The sequence below is a fragment of the Methanothermobacter tenebrarum genome (assembly GCF_023167465.1).
Lineage (GTDB): Archaea > Methanobacteriota > Methanobacteria > Methanobacteriales > DSM-23052 > Methanothermobacter_A > Methanothermobacter_A tenebrarum.
Genome location: NZ_AP025698.1, coordinates 287,407 through 314,406 on the forward strand (window position 1 = coordinate 287,407; position 27,000 = coordinate 314,406).

Genomic DNA, 27,000 nt, shown 5'->3' on the forward strand with positions numbered 1-27,000 from the left:
CCCTAGATTAGGAGATAAACTGCCACAGCCCCCGCAGATGCTGTTATATTATCAAGTCCCTTTGGGGTGGCGCCCTCTATTATAGTGGCTGTGGCGGCTATGGCGAATATTATAGGCCAGGTTACCGGCTTTTGATAGTAGAATAGGACAAGGGGGAGTGTTATAAGGAGTGTGATGAACATTGCGAGGGATCCTTCAACACTTTTAGGGTCCCCTAGGATGTTATATTTCCTTTTACCATACTTTTCGCCGATGAGTGATGCTAGACCGTCACCATATGACATTGCTGCTATGCCAATGGCGATGATCCATGGGTGGTCGAAAAATAATAGGGCTAGGAGGGTCCATGAGATAGAATAGTATACGAGTCCTAGGCTATGACCATAGGATGAGACCTTGTGTTCTATTTTGAGTGGAGAGTATGGGCTTATAAGGAAGGTTAAGGGGATGAATGGTGCTGCCGCGAGGAGTGTCATAACCCACCAACTTTTAAAGACCGGTAATATAAAGATGATATTACCTACCATTATATGTACAAATTTCCGGCTAATATTCAGGTCTTGGAACTTATCTGCTATGAAGAGTAAAATTGCAACATAACCATATACTAGTAGCAATCCGATGATGTCATTCATATTATGATTAAGGTCTATCCTTGGTATATTTGATTTTTGGTTGGGGGTTTTGTGATGAAGGTTTATATGGAGATATTAAGGCCGGTTAATGCTATCATGGCCGTGGTTTCAGTCCTTTTAGTGGCCCTTATAGGATGGGAGTTCGATTTAAGGGTTCTAGTAGCATGTTTTGTTGTTTTCATAGCCACTGGGGCTGGTAATGTTATTAATGATTATTTTGATTATGAGATTGATGCTATAAACAGGCCGCAGAGGCCTATACCCTCTGGGCGCATTAGGAGGGGGGTTGCTGGCGCCTATGGGATTGGACTTTTCATTTTAGCATCAGCACTCGGTTTTTATCTCGGCCCGCTCCCAGGGTTTATAGTGGTTGGAAGTTCCCTGCTCATGATATACTATGCCCATACGCTTAAAAGAAAATGTTTCATCGGCAACCTGGTGGTATCATTCCTAACAGGTTTAAGTTTCGTATTTGGGGGTTTAATAGTGGGTGAGACTGTGAAGGCAGCGTATATAGGATTTTATGCCTTTCTCATGACCATGGCTAGGGAGATAATCAAGGACATGGAGGATATAGAAGGGGATAAGATGGAGGGAGCCACAACACTACCAATTAAATATGGGCACAGGATCGCGAGTATAATAGCCGCCACCTTCATGCTCATAGCCAGTCTAACAAGCCCAATACTCTACACTATAAACATATTCAGCATCCTCTACATTCCAATCTTATCAATTGCGATAATAGTATTCTTAAAGGCCGCATTCAAGATTTTAAAGGATCCAAGGAAGGAAACTGCTGGGGAGGTTTCCAAGCAGATAAAAATAGGGATGGGGATCACATTCATAGCCTTCGCACTAGGAAGCAGGACAATAACAAGAATAATATTGGGGATTATATTCACCTAAAAGGTTAATATACAGTGAAAACATGACAAAGGGAATAAGGGTTTTGAGGAGGGTTAAAATTTCACCCCCCATTTTACCCTCCCCTTTACCCGCTCTCATTATCTCCAACATGTGAAACTATCATAACAGTATGTCAAGTCAATGTTAATCTCCACCTTAGAGTTCTCCAACATGTGAAACTATCATAACAGCCCCCCAATACATTCATAGTCGGATTTTTTTAGTCTTCCACGTCTTCGACGCTATACCCTCACATTGGAGTTTCCCACCCCCTAGCAGGTGGGGCCGATTTTATTATTAACCTGGTGAGATAATACTGTGGGGGGTATCCCACCCTTTTTAGGTTTATTCTCCACTATACTGGTTATGTCAACAACATCTACAAGTTTCCAGACATAGGATCTTTCCATTTTAACAAGGCATGCTAGCGGATCTTCAGGGGAATGGCCCAGGGCCTTAAGCACCTTCCTAGAAAGGCCTTTTTCTTTGATCATGTCTGCGAACATTTTTCTAACCCTTTCTTTTTCACTGGGGTCTGTGACTTCAACGATCTGACCTTGTAGGGTCACGAATTTGTAACTTGAAAGGTCTGGTTTGAATTCTTCTATCTCCACTGCAACGTAGGGATTGTTTTTTAGAAGTTCGATTTTTCGCCCATATTTGGTTGACAGGAAATATAGGTGTTCTCCATCGAATACGTAGAGGAATGGTGCTATATATGGGTATTCTCCGCTGAAGGCTATGCTTATGAATTTTCGCCTATAAACTCGTCATATTCTTTCTTAATGGTATTTTAACGATTCCCATAATACTAAACCTCCCTAACTTTTCATGATTGGGTAGCCTTTCCTCGTCCAAGCGTTTATCCCGCCAAGGACGGTTTTAACATTGTATCCATTCATTTTAAGCAAGCTCGCCGCGATAGTTGACTTATAGCCCGAGTCGCAATAGACAACTACATTATCGGGTATATTATCCAAGTTTTCTGGGATGTCACCAACCCAACAATGCATGGAACCCTCTATGTGATATTTTTCACGATCTGAGTGTTTCCTAACGTCAAGGATCGTGAAATCACCACCCTCATCAATGTGTGATTTGAGCTGGTCTACAGTCCATGCCTCGAAATTTTCACATTCCATCCCATTAATGTACCAAGTTGGGAAACCCCCCTGCAGATACCCATACTTGTTATCATATCCGAGTCTTATCAGGGATCTTCTTACAAGGTCATTGGATCCTCTTTCATCTACTAGGATTATTGGATTATCATATTCTAGGAAGTATCCTGCGAAGGCGGGGAAGCCATCACCCCAGATATTTAGACTCCCTGGAATGTGGCCCCCGCAGAAGCTTGTGGGGTTTCTTACATCCACTAGTTGGGCTCCTTCTTTGATCATATCATTGAATTCTTGGACATTTAATGGTTCTAGGTGGGGGTTTTCTAGTGGCGCCCCTTCTAGGTTGTTCTTTTCCATCCTCTTGAAGTATGGTGGCGTGTAGAGTTCCTCTCTCCTTTTATATTCTATGAAGGCTTCCTTGTCCAATTTTAGGATGTGGTTTGTTATTTTCTCATATCCTATTGTTGTAAGGTCCTGGTCTCTTATCTGGGCGTCGCAGACCGAACCGGCGCCATGTGCCGGGCATACTATAACATGGTCACCTAGGGGTAGTATTTTTTCATGTAGGCTCTCGTAGAGTAGGCTTGCGGTTTGGGGTATTTTCTCTTTACCGAAGAAGTCGACTCTTCCAACTTCTCCTGGGAAGAGCACGTCACCAACAAACACCAATAATGGGATGTTTTTATCTTTTGTGATTATGGATATGCTCTCATAGGTGTGGCCTGGTGTTTCAAGGATTTCGAGTTCTAGGGATCCGAGTTCGAAGATGTCTCCTTCAATTACACTGGTCCCGTATTTGAAGTCTAGTTTGTCTCCATGGAGTATTTCGGCATCAACATATTTTTTAAGTTCTAGTGATCCTATGGTGTAATCTTCGTTCCTGTGGGTTTCGAAGATGTAGCGTATGTTCATATCATGTTCCATTGCAAGTTCGAGGTAGATTTTAACGTCTCTACGCGGGTCTATGACCGCGGCTTCCCCATCAGATCCTAGAAAATAGGAATTATGGGATATTCCCTTTGATTTTATTATTTCAAGTATCAATTTTTACACTCCTAATGGCATGTGGGTGTCTGTTGATATTCACAGTATGGGATGATATTTTGAGGATGCGACTTAACACGCGGTTATGATCTTCACCCTCGGTTTTGGGGGTGTGGGAATCTTAATCGGATTTTCACGCCTTTTTCTCCTTTTATTCTTATTTCACCATCAAGTTGTCTGGTGAGGGCGTGCATGATTCTCATACCTAATGTTTCTTCTGGTTTGAAGTTTTCGGGGAGTCCGACTCCATTATCTTCTATGTTGATGTTGATGAGATTGTCTTTCTTGTACGCTTTGATGATTACTCTCCCTTCACCTTCTGGGAAGGCGTGTTTCATGGTATTTGTCAGGGCCTCGTTTATTATAAGCCCGCAGGGGATGGCCTGGTTTATGTTGAGCTTTATATCCTGGATTTGACATTCAAATTGGATCCCTGGTTTCTGGTATGTTGCTTTTAATTCTAGTAGGATATCTTCTAGGTAATCTTTGAGGTCTATTGATGATAGGTCCTCTGCTAGGTATAGTCGTTCATGGGCTCGTGCAATAGCCTTTATTCTATTGTTCACCTTTTCTATCTGCTCTTTATCCTCCGGGCTCTTCATGTGCCTTTTTTGCAGGTCTATGAGGCTTATTATAACCTGGAGGTTGTTTTTGACTCGGTGGTGTAACTCCGCGAGCATTGTGTTCTTTTCCCTTAGGCTTTTTTCAAGGGATTTTTCATATTCTTTGATTTTGGTTATGTCACGTATTGATATGAGGGTGCATTCCTCTTCTTCCCAGTATGTTTTGGCTGTTTTCAATTCTGCATACCTTATACTACCATCGGCTGCTAAAGTTTCAATTTCCTGGGTTAAATATGGTCTAAGTGGTTTCCCTAAGGTTTCTCCTATGATATCCTCTGCTTCTAGGCCGAAGTAGTCTAGGGCTTGTTGGTTTGCATAGTATACTTTACCATCCTTGTTGGTGATAAATATACTCTCTGGGCTGTCTTCGACTATGTTGAGGAAACTTTTCATTGACTTTTCTAATTTCTCTTCAAATTTTTTCCTCTCAGTAATATCTAATATGATGGAGCCTATCCCCTTTTCTTTAGTGGGGGTTTCAATTGGAAATTTTATGGTATGATAGTATCGATCGTTAATTTCCATCTCAAAACTGATATCTTCACCCTTTAATGGTAGTTCATCTGAATATTCCAAGATACTGGCAGTTTCTTCATCGAATATCTCATAAGGGCTTTTCCCTAGTATCTCTGATTCTTTTTTACCTGCGAATTTGCAAAATTTATCATTCACAATAAGATACCTTGAACTGGAATCTTTAACCGCCACGGTAAAAGGTGAATGGTCGATGAAACTCTTATATGATCTTGTAAGCATATTAATCGATTTTATGAAGTCATTTTCACGTTTAAGGTTCCTGAGCCAATTTTCAACCTCTAACTGGGCTGGGTTCCCATCTAGGAGCGTCTCGGGTGGTATGTAATAAAAGTTTCTATAGGCTTTCCCCTTCCATATTATGATTGGATGGGTTAGGATGATCATTTTGAGGGTTTCCGGTTCGAAGGCTGATCTTTTGTATTTGCAGATGGCCACGCACTTGGCCTTTGGGAAGAACCTGTTAAGTTTCGCCTCGTATTCTATCAGCCTCTCACTACCTGGTATACCTTTTAGTGTCCATGTCATCTCCCCTGTAACGCGAAGGCCACTGTAGCCTTCTCTTATGGCTTTTTCTGTCTCCTCTTTTAGGAGTTTTATCATCCTATCAGGGTCGAAGTGGCCTTCTCTGGTGTATGCTTCATGTTCGTGGATTATTTGGAATTGGTTGCCTAGCTTTTCTGTGTTGAATCCTTTACCTTGTAGGTGTTTTTTCACTGCTTTGGGTTCGTGTTGGTCTGTTATGTAAAGGCATTTCTCGTTGTTCCTGAGTCCTTCTGTGATGAATGGTATTATAACTTTTTCCCATTCTTCTTTCTTTTCGTAGATTAGGCAGGTGTGGTCATGAACTTTTAGGATTATTTGGGACTCTTCCAAGTTTGGACACTCCTAGGAATTTTAGGAGGGCTTTATCATCTGATAGATCTCCTATGATCCTCCTTGTAGGTTTGGGTTTTATCTTGTCGAGGGTTGGTATTGCGATAATATGATTCTCCCTGGCTAACTTGGGGTTTTTGGTGATGTCGATGATCTCAAGGTCGATCTTCACCCCTATTTTTCTGATTTTTTGCAGCGTCTCGGTGGCTGCTTTTGCATGGGGGTTTTGGGGGGTTGTATATAGTCTGAGTATTATCTTATCGTTCAATTGTCTTTTCACCTTATTCTTTTTATCTTTATACCTTTTTTGGTTAGTTTGATTTCTTTGGGTTGTGTGGACTGTCTCATGCCACGACTTTTAAGGACTCTTAAAATTTTAAGATATTCTCCACCCTTTTCTAACTGGTCTAATATGATCCAAGTGTCTATGAGAGAGGATATTCTTATCTCGGTGGTTGTTAATGGCGTGCCACCTATTGTAAGGTATGTTAGAATGGAGGTTATCTTCCTATTCTTCAGAAAGTCGGTGAATCTTATGAAAAGGTCTTTTATGGCGAAACCGGCTTCTGTGAGCGCGGATATGGGGTCTACTATAACATGATCTGGTTTGAAATCACGCACGATATCCTGCATACTTGTTAGGTGGGCTTCCAGGCCTAGTGTAGTGGGTCTTTCAGCGTGTATAAGGAGTTTTCCATCTTCGATGAATTTTTTGAGGTTTATCCCAACAGATTTCATGTTACGGATTATCTGATCTCTGGGCTCCTCATTCGCAAAGTACAAGCACTTTTCACCCCTCTTACAAGCCTCCTGGGCGAATTTTGACACGAGACTTGTCTTACCAGTGCCAGTGGTCCCTGAGATCAGCACAGCCGACCCCTAGTAGAATCCTCCCCCGAGTATATCGTCAAGTTCAGGGATGCCACTGGACACTATCCTATGACTTACACTATAATCGAGTTTAAGGGAGGTTATGGGGAACAATGATAAACCCTTTGAATTTATGAGCAGGGGATATTCGTTCAAGCCATGTTCTGAGCCCCTATATTTTCGTATGGTCATGTATCTTGTGCCTATATAATCCCTATACTGGTGTTTAAGGTGGATGACACAATCTGATATGTAATCCTCGAGTCCGTGGGTAGCCCCACCATAAGGATTTTCCCCACTGGTGAATATGCTTGTAAGGCCCCTGCCATTTAACCATTTTATGAGTCTGACGAGCTCGTCCCTCATATCCTTTCGAAAGTGTGAAAGTAGAGTGTCAACCTTATCAATCACTATCCTCTTAGCATTCACACGTTCTATAGCATCCTCCAGGCGCACGAAAAGAGCATCAAGAGTATAATCGCCACTTTCAACACCAAAAAGGGAGGACAAATCCTCTATGAATATTTTATCTTCTCTGATAAGCTCCTCAAGGAGGTTATCCTCTAATCTGAAATTCTCCAGGAGGTTATCCCGACTCTCCTCAAAACTCACCATAACACCAGGCTCATTATAAAGACTGGCACCATTAATAAGAAATTGCATGCCAAAAAAGGTCTTACCAGTCCCGGGCCCACCATAAACTAGAGTATTACGACCCCGGGGCAGACCACCCCCGGTTATAATATCAACACCCCAAATACCAGTCCGAGTTTTCTCAACCGGCCTAAAGGATCCCCACAAAAAACTCACCCCCACCATAGAAGAGAGTCCACTAATATTATTATTAACATCTTATAATAAAAATTTTCTATAAAGAGCGAAACATCAAAAAAAAAGCCGGATGATTAACACTGGAACCTGCACCCCCACACACACAATAGGAAGCTTGTGGTGGAGAAGATGGAATACATCATCGAAACAGAAAAGATAACCAAAAAATATGACAACTTCACAGCAGTAGACAAAGTAGACCTCAAAGTACCAGAGAATACCATCTACGCCATCCTAGGCCCAAACGGAGCCGGGAAAACAACACTAATATCAATGCTATGCACAATACTCCGACCAACAAGCGGCACAGCCAAAGTAAACGGATACAACATCACCAAAGAACCAGAAAAAGTAAGAGCCTCCATCGGCATAGTATTCCAATCAAGAGCCCTCGACGACATGCTAACAGGAAGAGAACACCTAGAAATGCACGCAGCACTCTACGGAGTCCCCCGAAAAATAAGGGAAAAAAGGATACAAGAAGTCCTCGAACTCATAGCCCTCGGAAAAAAAGCAGACGAATACGTCAAAACATACTCAGGTGGCATGAAACGCCGACTAGAAATAGGAAGAGGCCTCATACACCACCCCAAAGTCCTATTCCTAGACGAGCCAACATTAGGCCTAGACCCCCAAACACGCGAAAGCATCTGGGAATACATAAAACACCTCAACAGAGAAGAAAACGTAACAGTACTACTCACAACACACTACATGGAAGAAGCAGACAAACTCTGCGACCAGGTAGCCATAATGAACAAAGGCAGAATAATAAAAGCAGACACACCCCAAAAACTCAAAAGAGAACTCAAAGCAGACACAATAAAAGTAAAAGTAGAAAGACCCAGAGAATTCACAGAAAAAATCCAAAAACTACCAGGAGTGAAAGACGCCACACAAATAACCAAAGAAACAGTGAAACTACTAGTAGAGAGGGGTGAAAACCTCATACCAGATATAGTGAACTTCGCAACCCAACAAAACTTCAACATAAAATCCGTAGAACTAGAACACCCCACACTCGAAGACGTATTCATAAAATACACAGGAACCAAAATAACAGAAACATAAAAAAAGAAGAGACCCCCACACACCACTAGGATAGGCACGCACCCCCACCACAAAAAATAAAAAACATAGCAGGAAGGGAAATTCAAGCTCATCCACCAACCAAAAAGAATAGGAGACCCCCTGCAATGGGTGAAATAGAGGGAATATACACCATATGGTTGCGGGAAATGAAAAGATTCCTACGCTACAGATCAAGGATAGTCACATCCATCGTAACACCACTACTCTGGCTTATAATATTCGGAACAGGACTCGGAGCATCAATAAGATTCGCAACAGTCCCAGGAGGCTATAGAGCCTTCATCTACCCGGGCATAATAGGCCAAACCATACTATTCACAAGCATATTCTCCGGCGTATCAGTAATAATAGACAGACAATACGGGTTCCTCAAAGAAATACTCGTAGCCCCAATCTCAAGAACATCAATAGTCCTTGGGAAAGCTTTTGGCATAAGCACGGCCTCAATGATACAAACAACCATCCTACTATTACTATCATTCCTTGTGGGAATCATAATGACCCCAGCATGCTTCCTGGTCACTCTGATACTTTCACTCATAATATCCATGGGCTTCGGCGGCCTAGGACTTATGATAGCAGCCTTCACAGATAGCATGGAAGGATTCAACCTCATAATGAGCTTCATAGTGCTACCCATATTCCTACTAAGTGGAGCCCTATTCCCAATTACTGGTCTGCCAGCATGGCTGAAAAGTGCGGTTTACTTGAACCCTTTGACTTATGGTGTGGATGCTATGCGCTATACAATACTCAGAGATTCAGTATTCCCCCTTGAGGTCAATGTTCTTGTTATCAGTGCGTTTGCGGTTATGATGGTTTTCTTAGCGGCTTTCATGTTCAATGTAAAAGAACAAAGCTTAATGTGAAAAAATATAAGCTAATTTTGACATTCATTTCGGTGGAATCCCCTCGTTCAAAAAATGGGACATGGAATCCAAAAGATAATTTATTATGGATTACGCAGGAATCCGTCTAATCTAAGTAAGTTCATATTCGTAATAATACTAGGAAAGTGTTTATGAATAAATTAATTGAATTCCTTAAATTTCCTTAAATTGGATTTTTATAATTAAAATAGGAAGTAAATAGGAAGTTTAAGCCGTCTTTTTGGGAAAAAAGGATCAAATTTAACATCTTTATATTTTAAAGTTGTATTACCAACATAATTATACATACTTCATTATTTTTTATTATCCATAGTTAAAAATTGATAATTTATAAAGTATGAACTAAGAATCGTTTGGGGGTTCAGAATATAGATTAAGGAGAGGAGCGAAACATACCATAAGGCTTGTCATATGGGATTTGAGAGAGAAGCTGACCCCAAGCTCATCAAATTCGCACACACTGAAGCTTTAGTGAAAAGAACAGTATGGGATTCGGGATGGTGACAAAAACATGATACAGGCTTCTAACAAAGCAAGGATAATGAGTGAGCCTGTTTTGCAATTTACTGGTAACTGGATTATAGATCTAGGAATGTTAGGACTTGTTAGTCTTTTAGAGGAGATCTATGATTGGGATATTTTAGAGATACAGAAAAGAGTAAAAGAAAATGAAGAAATTGTATATTATGGGTTTTTCCCATTTGCATATATTTGTTCTGAAATAAAAAGGAAGGGTTCAACGATCCCCCAAAAGATTATCGAAAATTTTGTAAACAGAATTAATAAAAGAAAATTCAAGTCAAGAAGGGAAATATTCGACTTTACATGGGAAAACTACATAACAAAGGCGACCACGAAGTTTTGGAAAAGAAACAAAAAATAGAAATAATAGAAAAAAGAAAAGTAGAACATGCTCCGAGATTTTAAAAAAGAAAGTTAAAGAAATTGAAGATATCGAAAAGGAAATTATTAGGGAAAATAAAGAGGAAATAAAAAAATTTCTTAATATATCAAATATTCGGAAATTAAGATGCGAAGACATGGAGAAGTTCCAAGCTACTTCAGAAAAAGAATTTAAAAAGTATGGGGAAAAGTTTTTTAAAAATGCCGTAAAGCTTAAAGAGATAATCAATAATCTTGATGAATGTTTAAATAATTTATGGATCACAGAAGTCGTTGGTAATAATAATATCCCTAAAGAACGTCTCAAATTTTACAGGATACCGATTGATAATAAATTTTATAAAAATTTTTTGTTTTTTAATACTTCAACAAATCATAAAGAGCAAAAAGAAAAATTCTTATGTAATAGCTTCCAAAATAGATCAAGAAGAGCATCTCAGTAATTTGGACAAAACCATAAACAAATTTTTAAAATCTTATACAAAAGCACCCAACATTTATTATGTCCCGATTAGTACTGATTAATAAAAATCGTTCCTTACCTCTTTGTATATTTATTATGTGTTGACCGTGCATTTGAATATTACAGGAAGATTGGTAATCTGGTATTTTATTCCAATGACATTTTTATAACATATAAAGTCAACAAACGTTTAAAGCTCAGAAAATCGAAGCTTGAAAGTGAAGAGGATTCAAATAGCATTTTTAGAGGCACATGGCAAACAGTTATTGACACTATAATAGAAACGGAGTCATGGTGGGTCCTTGAAAACCTCTACCTTATAAGACACGCAGGGATCAATAATCAGCGATTTATAGATGTTGAATACATGGGCATTTCCAGATTACAAGCTACTCTATTAGTAGAGGATACTATCAGAAAAAATTTGAACCAAAACTTACAAGTAAAGAAAGACGAATATGTATGGATTTTCAGGGAATTTATCAAGAACAAGCCCTTACTACCACTTATAATAAATCATCTGATTCTAAGATTGAATCAAGTTAAAATCAGACCAAAATGGGATTGAAATCTTGAAGTGAATGTGCTTGTCATATCACTATTTGCAATGGTTTCGGTGATAGTAGTAGCATTCCTCTTCAGCAAGAAAGAACAGAACCTCATGTAATGGCTAGTCTTTAATTCAAGCAATTATCAGTAGGAGATGATTCCTCCAAATAGGATAAAAAAAACAGTAAGACCATGGTACTGTTCACAGGAGGTTAAGTTTATTTGTAGACTATAAACACACACATTAAAATTTTATTATTTTATTAGAAGATAGATAAATTTATATATTACATTTATTATTAGTATTGTACGTAGGATATAATATGTTAATAGATTTGTATCACTATTAGAAATGAGGTGTGAGTATATGAGACTTCTCATCAAATTTAAAAGTGATGAAGAATTTGAATACTCTGCCATTAACAATTACACTATCCAAGGTTTTATTTATTCTTTTTTAAAAAGAAGTAACTCCTTCTCGGAGTACCATGACATAGATGGATTCAAGTACTTCTGTTTCTCAAATATCTTTCCAGTATCCGATTTTAAAAAGGGCGAATTAAAGAAGATAATAATATCATCTCCTAACTTTAAGTTAATAAAAACCCTTGAAAGAGAACTTAAAAGGAACAAATCTGCATATCTTGGTAAGTACCCAGTTAAAATAGAATCAGTAAGTCTATTCAAAGCTAGACTTAAAAGACAGTTCATAACCAGCACCCCTATCATCCTGTACCAGGATGCGAGAAAAAATTACTATTTCTCAATGAAGAAAACTCATGACTTCCAGTTTTTCATGGACCGACTAAAGGAAAATGCCCTGAAAAAGTATAATTTATTCTATGATGACGAATACCACTTTGAAGGGAATATTTTTGACCGGCTTGAATATGCTCGTGAAGTGGCGGTTAGACTCAAAAAAGCAGATAAACTTTTTATAGTGATAGGTACACTCTGGAAGAACCTTGAAAAGTTTAACATGGATAATAAGAAGTTTTACAATTTCCTACTGGACTGTGGTCTCGGTGAAAAAAATTCACTTGGATTTGGAATGTTAAACACCGTGGAGAGTATCAAAAATGGTTGAGATAAATTTTAACAAGCACGACTTTCTATATGACAACGGCCTTGTAAATATACTTTCAGAGATGAGATCAGATGAGAGATTTGAAAACATCGATGAGTATACGGTGAGGTACAGAAATTCGGATTTCAGACTTAAGGATACCTCTCTTGAGTTCAAGGGGACATTTGAGGACCTGAAAGAAGCCTATTTCATTTTACGCAGTATTTATTATTCCAGAGTATTTGAGGAAACTCAAAATTACAAACCTTACTATGACCCCCGGATTGATGATGTTGTAATAAGGCCAAAACTTAATGTTAAACCATTCCTCCAGAGATCCGAGAGGACAAGGGATCTTTTACCGAAAATCAGCGTTCCCAAAGAAAAACTGGAATTTCTAAAAAAGAGAGAAATGGAAGTGAAGAGAAACTTCGATAAAAAGATAGGTAAAAATGAGAGTCTTCAGTACGGTAAAAGTGGAAATGTCATGATTCACCTAGAACCTGAAGAGCTTGGTGAAAAGATTGCACATAAGGTAAAGGAAATTCATGAAGGCGATGAATGTTTCTTCTGTGGACTTAAATACTCAAAATATCTCGATGCCGAAAGTAAAAAAGAAAAAAAGTTCACAATACTATCTTCTAATCTGATATTTGATTTCGGAACAGGGGACTCAAAGCCATCTTTCAGAGATTTAAGAGCAAGGAAAGACATAACCGCCTGTTTTATGTGTGATTTAATATACAGGTACGGTCTTTTAAATAATTATTTTCATAATAATAACGTTTTCATAATAGCAGCACCTTCTTTAAGATTCCTTTATCATGTTAAAAGGAAGTTGAAAATTCCCGCAGATTACCTTGAAGAATCAAATAACCGTTCTAATTTCATTCTAGCAGGAGATTTCGCAGCAACTGACGTGTATTCAAAACTGTTACTTTTAATATATAAGGTTAAATCAAAGATTCTGGACAGGGATGATCTCTCATATCTTTCCATATTTTACTTTATAGTGACTTCAAGGAGCGTGGATTATCTACAGGTATATAGTAGGCTTTCATATATATCAGAGTTCTTTGAGAAAACAGGAGATATAAAAAACAGCTCAAACACTTCTTTTTTAAAAACACTGATAAATTATGCATATTACAAGAATATAAGTAAATTTGAGGTCAAGAATTTGCCTAGGAAGGAACTTTCAAGGAGAATACTACTGGGTCTTCCTCTGGACCCTGTCATAATGGATCTCTCTTTTTATAATTTATCTTTGGATAATCCGTCCGGCTTGAATCCTTCATTACTTTATCAATTTCTTGAAGAATACTTGGAGGTAACTAAAATGACAGAATTAAAGGAATTGCATAAAATATGCAGACTTGTGGGAGACAGGATAGGCTACTTTGCAGCCCAGTACGGGAACAAGGACATACTGTACCCATTGAGGGAAATAGGGAACCTTGAAGGACTCACAGAGTTTTTCAAGAACCTTGAATATGAAGTAATGAAAGAAGACGCTGGAGCCATATGGAATTCTAAGGCAAATGAAACAGGTAAAAAATACAGCGAGCTGATACACGACATCCTGGAAGAAGCAGACAATAACAAAAAAATCCTCTTAATAAAGAATTATCTTGCTATTTATGCAATACAGAAGTATCTAGCCGCCAAATATGCCAAAAACAAAGAAGGGGGAAATTAACATGAGCAGAAAATTTGTGAATATTGGATACATAACCCGGGTCAGCATCGACAACCTCAACAGCAGTGAAAACCCTGGGAACATGGTAGTTCTGAAGAAAGTTCAGGACAGTAAAGGAAACTATTTCCCATACGTGTCAGGACAGGCATTGAGATACTACCTGAAGGAGACAATGAACCAGCTTGGAATGAAAATTACAAAATTAGATAAGAACGGCGAATATGTAATTGAAACTAAAAGTAAGGGAGATGAGAGATACAGGGAGATACTGGATAACCATCCTGACCTTGATCTGTTTGGTTTCATGGAAGCCGCTAAGGGTTCGGGGAAAATGGCTCTTAGGCGCTGGTCCCCTGTAAAGGTGTCACCATTAATAAGCATCTTCCCATGGAAGGGGGAGAGCGATCTCCTCACAAGGAAGAAGGAAGGCCAGGAAGGAGGGGATCTTGTAAAAGTTGAAATCAACACCTTTAATTTCATGAAAGGAAATATCGTAATGGATATTGACGCCATAGGCTCAACTGTTGACGAGCTGAATTATGATATCGAGACCGTCATAGGACCTGAAGAGAAAAAATCAAGGATAGGGTACCTTGTCGATGCAATAAAGAACATAGACGGTGGAGCGAAAAAGGCAAGACTTCTTGATGACTTAACTCCAAAATTAGTGGTTTTAACGCTCCAGAAGGCAGGAACTCCAATTTTCCTCAATGCCCTCGATGTCGATGAAAACGGAAATGTTAAAATAGAATATATAAAGGAGATAATCGACGAATTCAATGAAATAATTGAAGACTACTGCATAGGCATAAGATCCGGAATATTCTCCAATGAGGAAGAGATAAAATCAGAATTTAATGATAAGGTAACCTCCGTTAACAGGGCTCTTGACCGTGTCAAAGAATGGGTTTAACGGTGTTAAAATGAAAGCAGTGAGGTTCATTGCAGAGGGCCTTATAAATTCTTTCAGGATGCCCCAGACATCAGTATTTCAGCTCACATACCTTGCACCCACAAAGACCCAGGTAGCGGGCTTCCTGGCAAATATCATGGGCAAAACTGAGGAAGAATACTACCAGCTCCTTGATGACATCAAAGTAGGGATAGTACCATTATACATAGAATCCATTTTCAATGATGCATGGACATTCAAAAAATGGAAGGCTAGTGGAGCCGGCAGGGACATATTACAACGCGAAAAGATTTACAGAGGCAAATTCCTGATTTACACTTCCGCTGAAGAGCCTCTCCTTGGGGATATCATGAAATTTTTAAGGTATCCCTCAAGGATACCCTCTCTTGGAATGGACGATGAACTGGTCCTGATAAGGGACATAAAAAAGATTGAAATGGAACCTAAAGATGATTCGGTTGTCCACAGTGTCTTTACTTACAATGAGGGAATGAAATACGAGTATTGCCCTAAAGGGGATAATGTGCCTCTATTTCCACCCAGGATAATAACAGTCAATCTTAACTTCGACAGGAAAGTAACCCCGCGGAAGCCCACGGATTTTGTCCAGGTGGTGGAGTCTCTGGGATTCGAATTTGATGTCAGGGAAAACAAAAGAGTTCATCTTGACAGGGAATATGCATACAACGTAGAAATGATCTGATCAGACATCCCTACAATGACTATTAATTTAAAGGTGAGTACATGGTTGAACTGCGGGACTTTGTAGTGAAAAATAAGGACAAGTTTGTTCAGATCTATGATAGGGAACCTTCTTTTTTTGAGAAGAACCTAATAGCAAAAACCGGTAGCGAGGAACCATTTACTCTCCAGGGACACACTGAAAAGGCTTTGAATGCCCTCAAGGATTTTTTAAATGAAAACAGGGAGGTTTTCGATTCATTTGCAGAAAGGTATAATATCAGTAAACAGTCTCTTCTGGATGTGATCTTTTTTTCAGTTTTCTTCCATGACCTTGGAAAGGGGACCCTTGAGTTCTATAATGACAAGATTCTCAACAAGGGAAAATCATACCATCCCCTTTACTCAATCTACTTTACACACAACCTTAACCTGACCATAGATGATATTGATTATGTTACGCTTGCAATACTTACACATCACACGGTTTTACATGATGAAATATACTCTGATGAAAAATTTAAGGACATGGATCCCCCCAAATTCTTCAAAGAAACCCTTAAGTTCGCTGAAACTTATCCGGAATACTATAAAAAATTTTTTAAAAGGGAGTGCCCTTACACATTCAGATTCCAGATATCATCTGAAAATCCTTATAACCTATTAAGATCCAATTTTTCATGGAATTTTGATGAAAACGGTATTTTAGACAGTCTTAATATTATTCTCAGCGAATCAAACACCTCAGAGAAGAAAAGAATAAGGGAGATTTATGGATTCATAACAGGTAACTTGATAAGGGCTGACTGGCTTGCCAGCGGTTCATATATAACCACCCGGGAATTTATCTCAACGGATGAATTCTGGGAAAAAATCAGACTCAGAGCCAATGATAAAAAAAGGAAATTTGTTAAAAAGGCCTTCCAGGAAGAAGCATCCAGGAGCCGTGAAAATCTCCTTATAAAGATACCTACAGGGGAGGGAAAGACAGAGGCATCACTACTCTGGGCCCTGAACAACGTGAAAAATGAACATACGAAAATCATATATACAATGCCCACACAGGTTACAAGTAATTCAATGTACAAACGACTTAAAAGTTACTTTGGGGATGAAAACGTAGGCATACTGCACGGGTCTTCATCGATTATACTTAAAGAAGAATACGATGATAATGAGAGGATATGGAAAGAAAAGATCCTGAATAAGACATTTTCAAAGCCCGTGACAGTATCAACATTGGACGCATTCGTTCTTAGTTTTTTCAACGTGAAAAAATGGCCCCTATCACAATTAAATATTGAGAACTGCCTCCTGATAATTGACGAGATACACTCCTATGACTGGCAGATGCTGGGAGCTCTTAAGAGAATATTACATGAACTCCGGGTTAGAGGCTGCAAGTTCACCATAATGAGCGCCACGTTTCCTGAAAACATTGAAAAGTTCCTCCTTGAGGGCATTGAATACAGGATGATAACTGAAAATGACCTTTTTGATTACAGGCCGTTCACTTTAAAAACAGAAAAATCCCAGATAATTGATAAAACAGATGATATAGTCCGTGCTTTCAAGGAAAAAAAGAAAGTTCTAGTAGTTACTAATACTGTAAGTAAGTCTAAAGAGGTTTATAGAAATTTGAAGGAGTCAGGAGTTTTTAATACAAGCAAATCTTTCGATAAAAGCACGAATCTCATACTTTACAATTCACAATTCACCAAAGAGGACAGAAAAGGCAAAGAGAATGAAATTGAATTTAAGGAAAAATGGAAGGATAAGGGGCTGGTTCTTGTTGCAACTCAGGTAGTTGAGATTTCTTTGGATATAGACTTTGACGTCCTCTTCACTGAAATAGCGCCACTTGACGCCCTAGTACAGAGGGCGGGGAGGATAAATAGGAATAAAGACCCCCTCAGGATGGGTGAGATTTATGTAGCAATGGAAATTGAAGCTGAAAATAAAAGAGGAGACTGGTCTTACCCATATGAAAGGAATGTGATAGAATGTTCAAAGACCATGGTTAAAGAGGGAACACCCTCCCTGGGTGAAATGGCTGAAATGGTATCGGATCTTTACAGATCTCTTTTTGAAATTGAACAGATTCACTTTGAATTTAAAAATAAATTTAAAAAGGGTTATGATAAGTACTGTACAGTTATAGAAAAAAAAGGCCCCTACAGTGTAAGGTTCAGGACAGAGGACCTTGAAGAGATTTCAAAGTTACTAGCCCTCAGGAACATTGATGATCGCTTCGCGAAAATCGATGTTGTTCCTGCAGTTCTTGCTGGTGATGAGGATGCTGACAGATTTGAAAACACGGTTGGAATACCTAAGTATCTCTTTATTAATATGCTAAAGGAGGGCAGGATAGACGAGATGAAAAGATTTTATCTTGTCCATGGTTGCAGTTACACTTACGAATCGGGTCTTGACCTTGAAGAAGAGGATGACTGGAATTTTATTTGACTGTGATCTTCATGAGAGTAACCGGTGTGATGATACAGTACTATGTAGCATGCAAAAGGGAGCTCTGGTTTTTCTCCAAGCAGATAAACATGAACTATGATAACGAGGACATTCTGATTGGGAGAATGATACATGAAAAGAGTTATTCCAGAAATAATAAGAGTATAAATTTTGGGGATATCGCAGTAGATTTTATAAATAACAAAAATTTGACTGTTTTTGAGGTAAAAAAATCAAGTAAACTCGAAGAACCTGTGAGATGGCAGCTTTACTATTATTTATGGTACATTAAAAAATTCACGGGGAAGGATGTTAATGGAGTGATCCTTTACCCAACTGAGAGGAAGAGAGAAGAAGTTAAACTAACCAGGGATATCGAAAGAGAAATAGAAAGAATATTAGATAACATAAAGAAAATTATTGAAGAAAAAAATCCTCCGCCTGCTGTTTTTAAGCCTTACTGTCGTCGATGTAGCTATTATGAATTTTGTACCGTCTAATAAATAAAAGAGGGAGTATATGAAGGATTCCCTATACATAACTTCCCATGGGATGTTGTCTCGCCGTGACAACACGTTATACTTCATCAATAAAGACGTTAAAAAACCCCTGCCTGTCAACCGCATAAATGAAATAAACTGTTATGGAAAGGTTACTCTCAAATCAGGAGCATCTTCCATGCTGATGAAAATGGGGGTACCTGTTAATTTTTTCAATAAATATGGTTATTATGAAGGATCTCTATACCCTCGATTACAGCTTAACTCTGGCCTTGTTGTGGTAAAACAATCTGAACATTATCTTGATCCTGATAAGCGTTCAGAGATTGCTAAAGAGATGGTTCTTGGCATCAAACACAACCTGCTTAAGTCCCTGAAGTATTACAGAAAAAAGGGTAAGGATGTTGATTCATATATAGACATCATAAAAAAGGAGAGGGTGGACGGTGATGTCCCACAGTTGATGAGCAGCGAGGGGCGCATGTGGAATGCGTATTATCAGAGCTTTAACACTGTTTTGAAGAAATTTAAAATGGTTAAAAGGGAGATAAGACCCCCAACAACGGAACTTAATGCTTTAATCTCATTTGGAAATTCTCTTCTTTATGTGAGTGCATTGTCAGAAATCTATCATACTTACCTGCATCCTTCTATCAGCTTCCTCCATGAACCCGCCGAAAGGAGGTTTTCACTTTCTCTTGATATTGCAGATATTTTTAAGCCCCTAATAGTCGGCAGAGTAATATCCAAACTGGTCAATAATAATATGATTTCTGAGAAAGATTTTGAAAGAGATATTGGCGTGATGTTAAATGATAGAGGTAAGAGGATATTCTTGAAGGAATACCAGAATAAACTTGAAACCACCATAAAACATCCGAAAATCAAAAGAAAAGTTTCATATAAATATTTAATGAGATTGGAAGCATATAAGCTTATTAAGCATGTTTTAGGCGATCAGCAGTATGAGAGCTTTAAGGCATGGTGGTAATCAGGGTGTCTTGGATGTATTTGCTTGTAGTTTATGACGTAGGAGACATCACTCGACTTAATAAAGTACATAAATTTTTGAAGACGTATCTTCACTGGAGACAGAACTCTGTATTTGAAGGTGAGATCAGCAGGGCACAGTTTAATGCAATAAAAACCGGCCTTAAAGAGATAATTGATGAAACTTCTGATTCCATCATAATCTACAGGTTGCCCAATAAGAATTATTTATCTATAGATATTATAGGAATTGAGAAAAACCCCATTGAATTCATTCTCTAGGTCTGCCTTTATAAGTAGAGTACACTATTATAGGTAGACTTATAAGTATCCTGGAACAAAGGATTTTCATCAGGTATTTTCCTGAAAAACCAAAAAATCCCCTCGGCTTTAAAATAGACGTAATCGTATGGAAATTCATCCAATCCTACTACCTGAAGCTGGAGGAGGACCGGGCTTTAAAATAGACGTAATCGTATGGAAATTTGTGTGCCGTGTGGTGCCCCGTGAGGGCTTGTGGGCTTTAAAATAGACGTAATCGTATGGAAATTGATCCCGATACTCTTCATCTACTCTCCTCTCCGGTTACGCTTTAAAATAGACGTAATCGTATGGAAATTCGATGTAAAGGAGGCCCGTATTGTAGTTTTTATTGCGGCTTTAAAATAGACGTAATCGTATGGAAATATATAATCAAGGTACACATCAACGCCCTGCTCAAAAAAGCTTTAAAATAGACGTAATCGTATGGAAATCGGATTTTTAGGAGGTCTTTCCTGGGAGTCCGGTCAGTGTGCTTTAAAATAGACGTAATCGTATGGAAATTCAGGCGGAGACGGTAGGGGTGTCATGGAAAACAGGGCTTTAAAATAGACGTAATCGTATGGAAATTCACCCCTCCGAGGGGTATTTTCAGGTTTTCGGGGAGCTTTAAAATAGACGTAATCGTATGGAAATATCGACATCAACTACCACAACCGCCCATTCAAAGTCAGCTTTAAAATAGACGTAATCGTATGGAAATTCATTTTCGCGGTTGAGCCACGCGAGGAATTCTATTAGCTTTAAAATAGACGTAATCGTATGGAAATGTCAAAAATAGAACCAAATCCTTCACGAGCGTCATGAGAGCTTTAAAATAGACGTAATCGTATGGAAATGTCACCATATACTCCTCCAGGGACATGAGGCGATCCTCGCTTTAAAATAGACGTAATCGTATGGAAATTGACATGTGTGACATGGGGTTTTATGTGATACATGATGGCTTTAAAATAGACGTAATCGTATGGAAATAGGTTTTTCGGCCCGGCCCTCACAACGTGCACCGAAAAGCTTTAAAATAGACGTAATCGTATGGAAATTCCTCTTTGAAGACTCATACTACTTAGATAGTTTTGAATTGCTTTAAAATAGACGTAATCGTATGGAAATAATTTGAAGACGTATTGTATCTCATCGATCCACCCGTGCTTTAAAATAGACGTAATCGTATGGAAATAACGCGGGCTTCGCACATGTCTCGGATTCCCAAATGAAGCTTTAAAATAGACGTAATCGTATGGAAATTGCATCCGGGGATAGTCTGTTGAGTTGGTTCGGAGGGCTTTAAAATAGACGTAATCGTATGGAAATAGGGGCAGTTGGGCCCCGGATGGAGCGCCTACAAGCCAGCTTTAAAATAGACGTAATCGTATGGAAATAAGGAAACAGGGAAATCTGGCCAGGATAATAGCAGTATTGCTTTAAAATAGACGTAATCGTATGGAAATTGTCGTGGCGGAGGAGAGTGGCGCAGAGTACGCGAAGCTTTAAAATAGACGTAATCGTATGGAAATTATTTGCACCCATATATATATTTTTCGGTGCATGTTGTGCTTTAAAATAGACGTAATCGTATGGAAATAATCCATCAAGATCAGCGTCGAAGGCCTCATAAGCAGAGCTTTAAAATAGACGTAATCGTATGGAAATCATGGATAGCGAGCACAGCCTCGGCGGATCCAACATCCAGCTTTAAAATAGACGTAATCGTATGGAAATTGTGACATAGTGTGACACGCCCCATCGTAAACTTTTTAGCTTTAAAATAGACGTAATCGTATGGAAATCCTCGTGACGACATCCTGATCGTTCTCGAGGGTGGTAAGGCTTTAAAATAGACGTAATCGTATGGAAATTGTGGAGGTGCATATGTATGAAGAAAATCAAAAATGGGCTTTAAAATAGACGTAATCGTATGGAAATTGGAGGTGGGAGCGGAGGCCTCCGAGGAGGATAAGCTGCTTTAAAATAGACGTAATCGTATGGAAATTCAGCGAGTTTCTGCCAGTCTAGGCGGAGGAGCTCTGGCTTTAAAATAGACGTAATCGTATGGAAATGCAGAGACGAGATAGCGCAAGAACCCGCAGAAATGCTCGGCTTTAAAATAGACGTAATCGTATGGAAATTCGGCCAATGAGAGCTCTAGGCGTGCTTCCCTTCCAGCTTTAAAATAGACGTAATCGTATGGAAATTCATGAGAAAGGGGAGATAGAAGGCCGAATTGGCTTCAAGCTTTAAAATAGACGTAATCGTATGGAAATTTGCCCCGTCAGGGGCTTGGATGTCGTATTTTTGGGGGCTTTAAAATAGACGTAATCGTATGGAAATACGTCGACGGAGTCCACCTCGACTATATCCGCTACCCGGCTTTAAAATAGACGTAATCGTATGGAAATATGGATTCAAGGACTCTGGGGTTTTTGAAGGCTCCTTTGGCTTTAAAATAGACGTAATCGTATGGAAATTTGGTTTTTTCCGTGAAAGGGTGGCGAAGATGAGCTCGCTTTAAAATAGACGTAATCGTATGGAAATGCGTCGTCGAGAAGCCAGCATGCCCCATCTGTCAAATCGCTTTAAAATAGACGTAATCGTATGGAAATCCTATAACGAAGTTCTGGGGGTGGGGTGTGTGGCGTGCTTTAAAATAGACGTAATCGTATGGAAATGATTCGTGGGAAGAGGAAATCGTACAGGAAAGCCCCGAGGCTTTAAAATAGACGTAATCGTATGGAAATATTGGTATGGTGTGCGGTAGGATATGCGTCGAAATTGCTTTAAAATAGACGTAATCGTATGGAAATGCTGTTTATAGGACCAGCCCAGGGTTTCCGCGACGTGCTTTAAAATAGACGTAATCGTATGGAAATATTGTCTGGACGGCCTTTGTGACGCCGTCTTTCATCTCGCTTTAAAATAGACGTAATCGTATGGAAATTTCATCTACCAACAGGTTGGGGGGATTCCGGAGAAAGCGCTTTAAAATAGACGTAATCGTATGGAAATGCCCCGAGAGAGCTTCTGAGCACTTTCGGAAGCCTATGGCTTTAAAATAGACGTAATCGTATGGAAATCGGGATCGCCTCCCCCCAGAGCCTCAGGCGCCGAAACAGCTTTAAAATAGACGGAATCGTATGGAAATAGCGCAACGAGCATCTCCACAGGATCCTCCTGGTCTTAACAATCTTTACTCCGCAGTGGTTAGATTATACCCTCAATTTCAATTCTGATCAGAATTCTGCAGATCCATCATCAGACCTTAGCAGCCTCCACTTAACATTAAACCCAACTAAGATGAGAACATCACCATAACAAAAATCAACAACACCACCACAATAATAAGCGTAGATGTCAATCAAGCATGATATAATATCCTGAAGTTCATCCTATTTGTTAGCTTCCTATTCCTAGAAAAGTACAATCTCAGAAAGATGCTCTAGATAAGAGTGTAAAGAATAGTAGAGCATAGTAGTTTGAAAGTATGTACTTGTGACTATTTCCAAAAAAATAGAGTTTTATTCACGATTTCCAGTTTTCCTCGTCCTTGAGAGGGTTTGCTAAAAAAAGTTTAGGATGATGCTCAAAAAAACATTTCGAGATATTCGCTTTGATATCTCTACTCGTGGTAAACCTTCTTGTGGATGTATAGGAACTTTAGCATTTTGTGACCAAATTAATAGTCTCTGTCGATCACCGATACAGAAAACACATCAAGACGCGAGGCTCTTTTGTTCATTTCGTGATAATGGTGATGAAAAACTAAATAAGTTATTAGCAATATCAATTTGACAGTATCCCCCACTAGATCGACAAATTTATAAGCCTTAAAACCTAATATTAGGTTATTGTTAAGGTCAAAAAAATAAAATCCGCCGTTAAAATCAGACCAAAATGGGATTGAAATGGTTTCAGTGCTTTCAGTCTTCTCTTTATCAATGCATGGTTAAAATCAGGACAAAATGGGATTGAAATTGTTTTGAGTGGAAAAATATGATAATAAACGTTCTTATATCTTCATCGGTTTAGAGGGTTCTTATGAAGGATATAATTGGCGAAATTAAGAAAGTGCTTGATGAGAAGGATGAATTGAGAGAGGAAGCCCTCAAGATAACGAGGAAGATAATAAGATTGTGTGGTGAATGTATAAGAGCTATACACAGAAATGAGTTAAATTTGGCTGGTGAAAAGCTTAATAAGGCTGGTAAATTGGTTGAAGATCTTGGGAGGATGCTGATGGGGCATCCTGATTTGTATTATGCCGGTTACGTTAAGAGTGCTCATCAGGAATATGTGGAGGCCCTATTATTTTATAATTATGTGAATGATTTGGAGTTTCCGTTGCCCCAGGAGGTTGGAGTGCCTGAGTCCCAATATTTGCTTGGTTTAGGCGATTTTATAGGGGAGCTTAGGAGATATTTCCTTGAAAATTTGGTTAAGGGTGATCTAGAAGGGGCTGAAAAGGTTTGTAGGTCGATTAAGGACTTTTATGACGAACTTTCAATATTAGAATATCCTAGGAGTCTTGTGAACATAAAGCATAAGCAAGATAATGCACGTTATATATTAGAGAGAACCCTTGAAGATCTTATAAGGGCTAAAGGGAAAATAGACTGAAAATTGTATGATTTGAAGCAGGCTTTGGCAGTATACACCTAGTTTTTTGAGATACATGTGCATGATTTGAGATCCACCCTCTTTTGGGGGGTGAGTATCCTATCTGGTTTTTATGATCTTTTTTTTGATTATTACAATTCCAATTTATGAGGACCTTCTGGGGATTATTTGGGAAAATTTTCCATTTATGATAATGCGAAGTATGTGTGGGGGGTTTGTATTAGTCCAATATGGTGGGGTATTCTAGGTGATGGTCGGGGTAATGATTTTGAGATTAATTAAATTTTTGGAGTTAGGTTGTCTTTTTTTTGATGTGGGTTTCTTTGGCGGTTTTTTTGTATTGTTTGGTGTTTGCGGGTTTTTTTGGTTGGTGTCGTTTTCTCTGTTTTTTGGAAATTTTTTTGGTGGATGGTTTTTTGGGCTTATAAGGTTTCCTAATTTTTGCAAATGTTTCAAAATGAACTGATGGGTTTTTTATGATGGATGTATTATAGGAGGGGGTGTGTTTTTCTGATATGGGGTTGGTGGTTGGAGTCCCATTGACCATTAGAATGAGGGGTTTTCATGTGGCTTATTTTTATTTGAAAAGTTCTAATCGAGTTTTTTTTCAGGGATTTGAACCGTAATATTTATATATTAGGTTATAGTCTAGTTTTGGTTGTCACATGGATTTGATGTGACATGGAGGCGGTAAAATTTCGATTAAAATAAAAAGTGTATGCATGCTCTTTGCATGCATACTACTATTAAACATTGGATTCGTTCATGCAGAGGAAAATGTCACGCAAAACATGCCTCTGACAATCCAAGAATATTATCAGACTTCAGGATCTGCAGAGGAAAGCCCTAACATGCCCGAAATCCGGGATCAGGTAACAGATGACAACACCACTAACGATAATCCTTCAGCGCCCAAAATTGAAACAGATAACAAGAATGAGGGCTCAAATGAATTGCAAGCAGCGGCCGGATCCCCTACCTTGAACAATAAAGAAATTGAAGATGCAGCAGTCCGATTGGACAATTTCATCAAAACCAATAACAGACTACCAGTCTATGTTACGGTTGCTGGAGAACAGGTAAGCCCCGCAGAATTTCTCCAACTCCTGACAGCATACCTTACCGGCAAAAATCTCGAACTAAAATACGTGGGATTACCAGTTAAATCCACAGGGACGAACCTCAAAGGTTCAATAACCAAGGGAGATTACATTAGATTGGCAGGGAGGGTATATAATTTTATTGAGTTAAATTCGAGAGCGCCGAATTTCGCAACATTCAATAATCAGATGATCAAATTCGAATCTCTAGTATGGCTATTTGCGAGGATCATAAGCTTCAAGAAAGCTAACCAGAGACTACCCAATTATGTGAACCTGGAAAACCTGAACAACATTAAAAGTTTACCTTTAAGTGACAATCCTACCAATTCTAGTGCCAATTCAACAACGGGCCAAATAGGGGAAGGCGGTGAAGATTCTAGTGGAACAGGTGGCAATTCAAGTATAAGCATATCAGGGGTTTTATCAGCGGCCAAAAACTTGAAAAGTTTCATTGAAAGTAACAAGAGATTACCAGCATATGTTACAGTCTCTAATCAGAATTTAACTGTTGCACAGTTCTTTGAATTAATGTTAAAGGTGATAGTCCAGTTAAATTCTGGTCAGACAAGCCCGCTAACCCCTAGGACGGTCACGGAGGCTCCGAATCCTTCAGGTTCTGCCACGGGACAAATCACAAAATCGGAATACATACAAGTAATAAATAAGGTTCTAGATTTCATCAAAGCCTATGGTAGGGCTCCAAATTATGCCACGGCAAACATTGGTAGCATATCATATCCTAACATGGTCTATGCCACCAGTAGGATACTCGCCTTCTACAGTGACAACCAAAGATTACCCAATTATGTTACTATAACAGACTTTTCTGGTCAAAACAGTGGACTTAGTCAATATCTTGCTGCCACAGCAAACTGTCAAGTGAATGATCCCAGTATCCAGGCATTGGCCGCTAGGCTGACAGCCGGTCTTACAAGCGCATGGGATAAGGCGAAGGCCGTCTTTAACTGGGTCCGTGACAATATAAGCTACAGCTTCTACTATAATACAAGGTATGGTGCTGTTGGAACCCTAAAATATCGGACTGGTAACTGTTGTGACCAGGCGCATCTTGTCGTGGCACTTGCCAGGGCGGCCGGTTTACCGGCACGTTATGTGCATGGGATCTGCACATTCTCCAGCGGAACCTACGGGCATGTCTGGGCGCAAATCTACATCAATGGTGTATGGTATAACGCGGATCCGACAAGTACCAGGAACAGCCTCGGTGTGATAAACAATTGGAACACGGCAACAGCTACTATTAGAGGGGTGTACGCCAGCTTACCCTTCTAATATCCCACCCCTCC

22 protein-coding genes and 1 CRISPR repeat array are annotated in these 27,000 nt (G+C 39.1%); of the genes, 15 read left to right on the forward strand and 7 right to left on the reverse strand.

Annotated features, from left to right (window positions below):
• Positions 1 to 2: 2 nt before the first annotated feature.
• The gene (locus tag MTTB_RS01640; RefSeq protein WP_248564794.1) at positions 3 to 635 is read right to left on the reverse strand and encodes a diacylglycerol/polyprenol kinase family protein; all 633 of its coding nucleotides are present in this window, start codon (positions 633 to 635) and stop codon (positions 3 to 5) included.
• A gap of 54 nt (positions 636 to 689) precedes the next feature.
• Between MTTB_RS01640 and MTTB_RS01645 the strand changes: the two genes are divergently transcribed.
• Positions 690 to 1,544: a UbiA family prenyltransferase gene (locus tag MTTB_RS01645; RefSeq protein WP_248564795.1), complete on the forward strand. Its 855-nt coding sequence runs from the start codon at positions 690 to 692 to the stop codon at positions 1,542 to 1,544.
• 272 nt (positions 1,545 to 1,816) lie between these two features.
• Here MTTB_RS01645 and MTTB_RS01650 read toward each other — a convergent pair whose 3' ends face one another.
• The 6 genes from MTTB_RS01650 to MTTB_RS01675 form a co-directional block, all read right to left on the reverse strand.
• Positions 1,817 to 2,293 carry a pyridoxamine 5'-phosphate oxidase family protein gene (locus MTTB_RS01650; RefSeq protein ID WP_345894019.1) on the reverse strand — a complete coding sequence of 159 codons (477 nt, stop codon included), beginning with the start codon at positions 2,291 to 2,293 and terminating at the stop codon, positions 1,817 to 1,819.
• Between the two features lie 72 nt (positions 2,294 to 2,365).
• Positions 2,366 to 3,709 (reverse strand): MBL fold metallo-hydrolase, encoded by a 1,344-nt coding sequence (locus MTTB_RS01655; RefSeq protein ID WP_248564796.1) that lies wholly within the window; start codon positions 3,707 to 3,709, stop codon positions 2,366 to 2,368.
• Between the two features lie 92 nt (positions 3,710 to 3,801).
• A complete protein-coding gene (locus MTTB_RS01660; protein ID WP_248564797.1) occupies positions 3,802 to 5,742 on the reverse strand; it encodes an MEDS domain-containing protein in 1,941 nt (646 codons plus the stop codon).
• Positions 5,708 to 6,010: a circadian clock KaiB family protein gene (locus tag MTTB_RS01665; RefSeq protein WP_248564798.1), complete on the reverse strand. Its 303-nt coding sequence runs from the start codon at positions 6,008 to 6,010 to the stop codon at positions 5,708 to 5,710. Before MTTB_RS01665 ends, MTTB_RS01660 begins: the two co-directional genes overlap by 35 nt.
• Positions 6,011 to 6,018: 8 nt before the next feature.
• Complete coding sequence (locus tag MTTB_RS01670) at positions 6,019 to 6,612, reverse strand: ATPase domain-containing protein (protein ID WP_248564799.1); 594 nt, start codon at positions 6,610 to 6,612, stop codon at positions 6,019 to 6,021.
• A gap of 9 nt (positions 6,613 to 6,621) precedes the next feature.
• On the reverse strand, positions 6,622 to 7,431 hold the full coding sequence (locus tag MTTB_RS01675) for an ATPase domain-containing protein (RefSeq protein ID WP_248564800.1): 810 nt from the start codon (positions 7,429 to 7,431) through the stop codon (positions 6,622 to 6,624).
• A 141-nt stretch (positions 7,432 to 7,572) separates the two neighbouring features.
• Here MTTB_RS01675 and MTTB_RS01680 point away from each other — a divergent pair, with 141 nt between their 5' ends.
• From MTTB_RS01680 to MTTB_RS01745, 14 genes are all read left to right on the forward strand, one after another.
• The gene (locus MTTB_RS01680) at positions 7,573 to 8,514 is read left to right on the forward strand and encodes an ATP-binding cassette domain-containing protein (protein WP_248564801.1); all 942 of its coding nucleotides are present in this window, start codon (positions 7,573 to 7,575) and stop codon (positions 8,512 to 8,514) included.
• Positions 8,515 to 8,639: 125 nt separating this feature from the next.
• The gene (locus tag MTTB_RS01685; protein ID WP_248564802.1) at positions 8,640 to 9,404 is read left to right on the forward strand and encodes an ABC transporter permease; all 765 of its coding nucleotides are present in this window, start codon (positions 8,640 to 8,642) and stop codon (positions 9,402 to 9,404) included.
• Between the two features lie 532 nt (positions 9,405 to 9,936).
• On the forward strand, positions 9,937 to 10,308 hold the full coding sequence (locus tag MTTB_RS01690; RefSeq protein ID WP_248564803.1) for a hypothetical protein: 372 nt from the start codon (positions 9,937 to 9,939) through the stop codon (positions 10,306 to 10,308).
• A 157-nt stretch (positions 10,309 to 10,465) separates the two neighbouring features.
• A complete protein-coding gene (locus MTTB_RS01695) occupies positions 10,466 to 10,771 on the forward strand; it encodes a hypothetical protein (RefSeq protein WP_248564804.1) in 306 nt (101 codons plus the stop codon).
• 936 nt (positions 10,772 to 11,707) lie between these two features.
• Positions 11,708 to 12,427, forward strand: a complete 720-nt coding sequence (gene cas6 / locus MTTB_RS01700; protein ID WP_248564805.1) for a CRISPR-associated endoribonuclease Cas6 — start codon at positions 11,708 to 11,710, stop codon at positions 12,425 to 12,427.
• Positions 12,420 to 14,105, forward strand: coding sequence for a hypothetical protein (locus MTTB_RS01705; RefSeq protein WP_248564806.1), 1,686 nt, complete (start codon positions 12,420 to 12,422; stop codon positions 14,103 to 14,105). The genes cas6 and MTTB_RS01705 overlap by 8 nt, the downstream gene beginning before the upstream one ends.
• 1 nt (position 14,106) lies before the next feature.
• Positions 14,107 to 15,018 carry a type I-B CRISPR-associated protein Cas7/Cst2/DevR gene (cas7i, locus tag MTTB_RS01710; protein WP_248564807.1) on the forward strand — a complete coding sequence of 304 codons (912 nt, stop codon included), beginning with the start codon at positions 14,107 to 14,109 and terminating at the stop codon, positions 15,016 to 15,018.
• A 10-nt stretch (positions 15,019 to 15,028) separates the two neighbouring features.
• The gene (cas5, locus tag MTTB_RS01715; protein WP_248564808.1) at positions 15,029 to 15,721 is read left to right on the forward strand and encodes a CRISPR-associated protein Cas5; all 693 of its coding nucleotides are present in this window, start codon (positions 15,029 to 15,031) and stop codon (positions 15,719 to 15,721) included.
• A 41-nt stretch (positions 15,722 to 15,762) separates the two neighbouring features.
• On the forward strand, positions 15,763 to 18,165 hold the full coding sequence (gene cas3 / locus MTTB_RS01720) for a CRISPR-associated helicase Cas3' (protein ID WP_248564809.1): 2,403 nt from the start codon (positions 15,763 to 15,765) through the stop codon (positions 18,163 to 18,165).
• An 11-nt stretch (positions 18,166 to 18,176) separates the two neighbouring features.
• Entirely contained in the window at positions 18,177 to 18,665 is a 489-nt protein-coding gene (gene cas4, locus MTTB_RS01725) for a CRISPR-associated protein Cas4 (protein WP_248564810.1), read from the forward strand.
• Between the two features lie 19 nt (positions 18,666 to 18,684).
• Positions 18,685 to 19,656 (forward strand): type I-B CRISPR-associated endonuclease Cas1b, encoded by a 972-nt coding sequence (gene cas1b / locus MTTB_RS01730; protein ID WP_248564811.1) that lies wholly within the window; start codon positions 18,685 to 18,687, stop codon positions 19,654 to 19,656.
• A 14-nt stretch (positions 19,657 to 19,670) separates the two neighbouring features.
• Positions 19,671 to 19,937 (forward strand): CRISPR-associated endonuclease Cas2, encoded by a 267-nt coding sequence (gene cas2 / locus MTTB_RS01735; RefSeq protein ID WP_248564812.1) that lies wholly within the window; start codon positions 19,671 to 19,673, stop codon positions 19,935 to 19,937.
• Positions 19,938 to 20,042: 105 nt separating this feature from the next.
• Positions 20,043 to 23,118: direct repeats of the CRISPR family, unit length 30 nt; unit sequence GCTTTAAAATAGACGTAATCGTATGGAAAT.
• A gap of 893 nt (positions 23,119 to 24,011) precedes the next feature.
• On the forward strand, positions 24,012 to 24,590 hold the full coding sequence (locus MTTB_RS01740) for a translin family protein (RefSeq protein WP_248564813.1): 579 nt from the start codon (positions 24,012 to 24,014) through the stop codon (positions 24,588 to 24,590).
• A gap of 722 nt (positions 24,591 to 25,312) precedes the next feature.
• A complete protein-coding gene (locus MTTB_RS01745) occupies positions 25,313 to 26,986 on the forward strand; it encodes a pseudomurein-binding repeat-containing protein (protein ID WP_248564814.1) in 1,674 nt (557 codons plus the stop codon).
• Positions 26,987 to 27,000 lie beyond the last annotated feature (14 nt).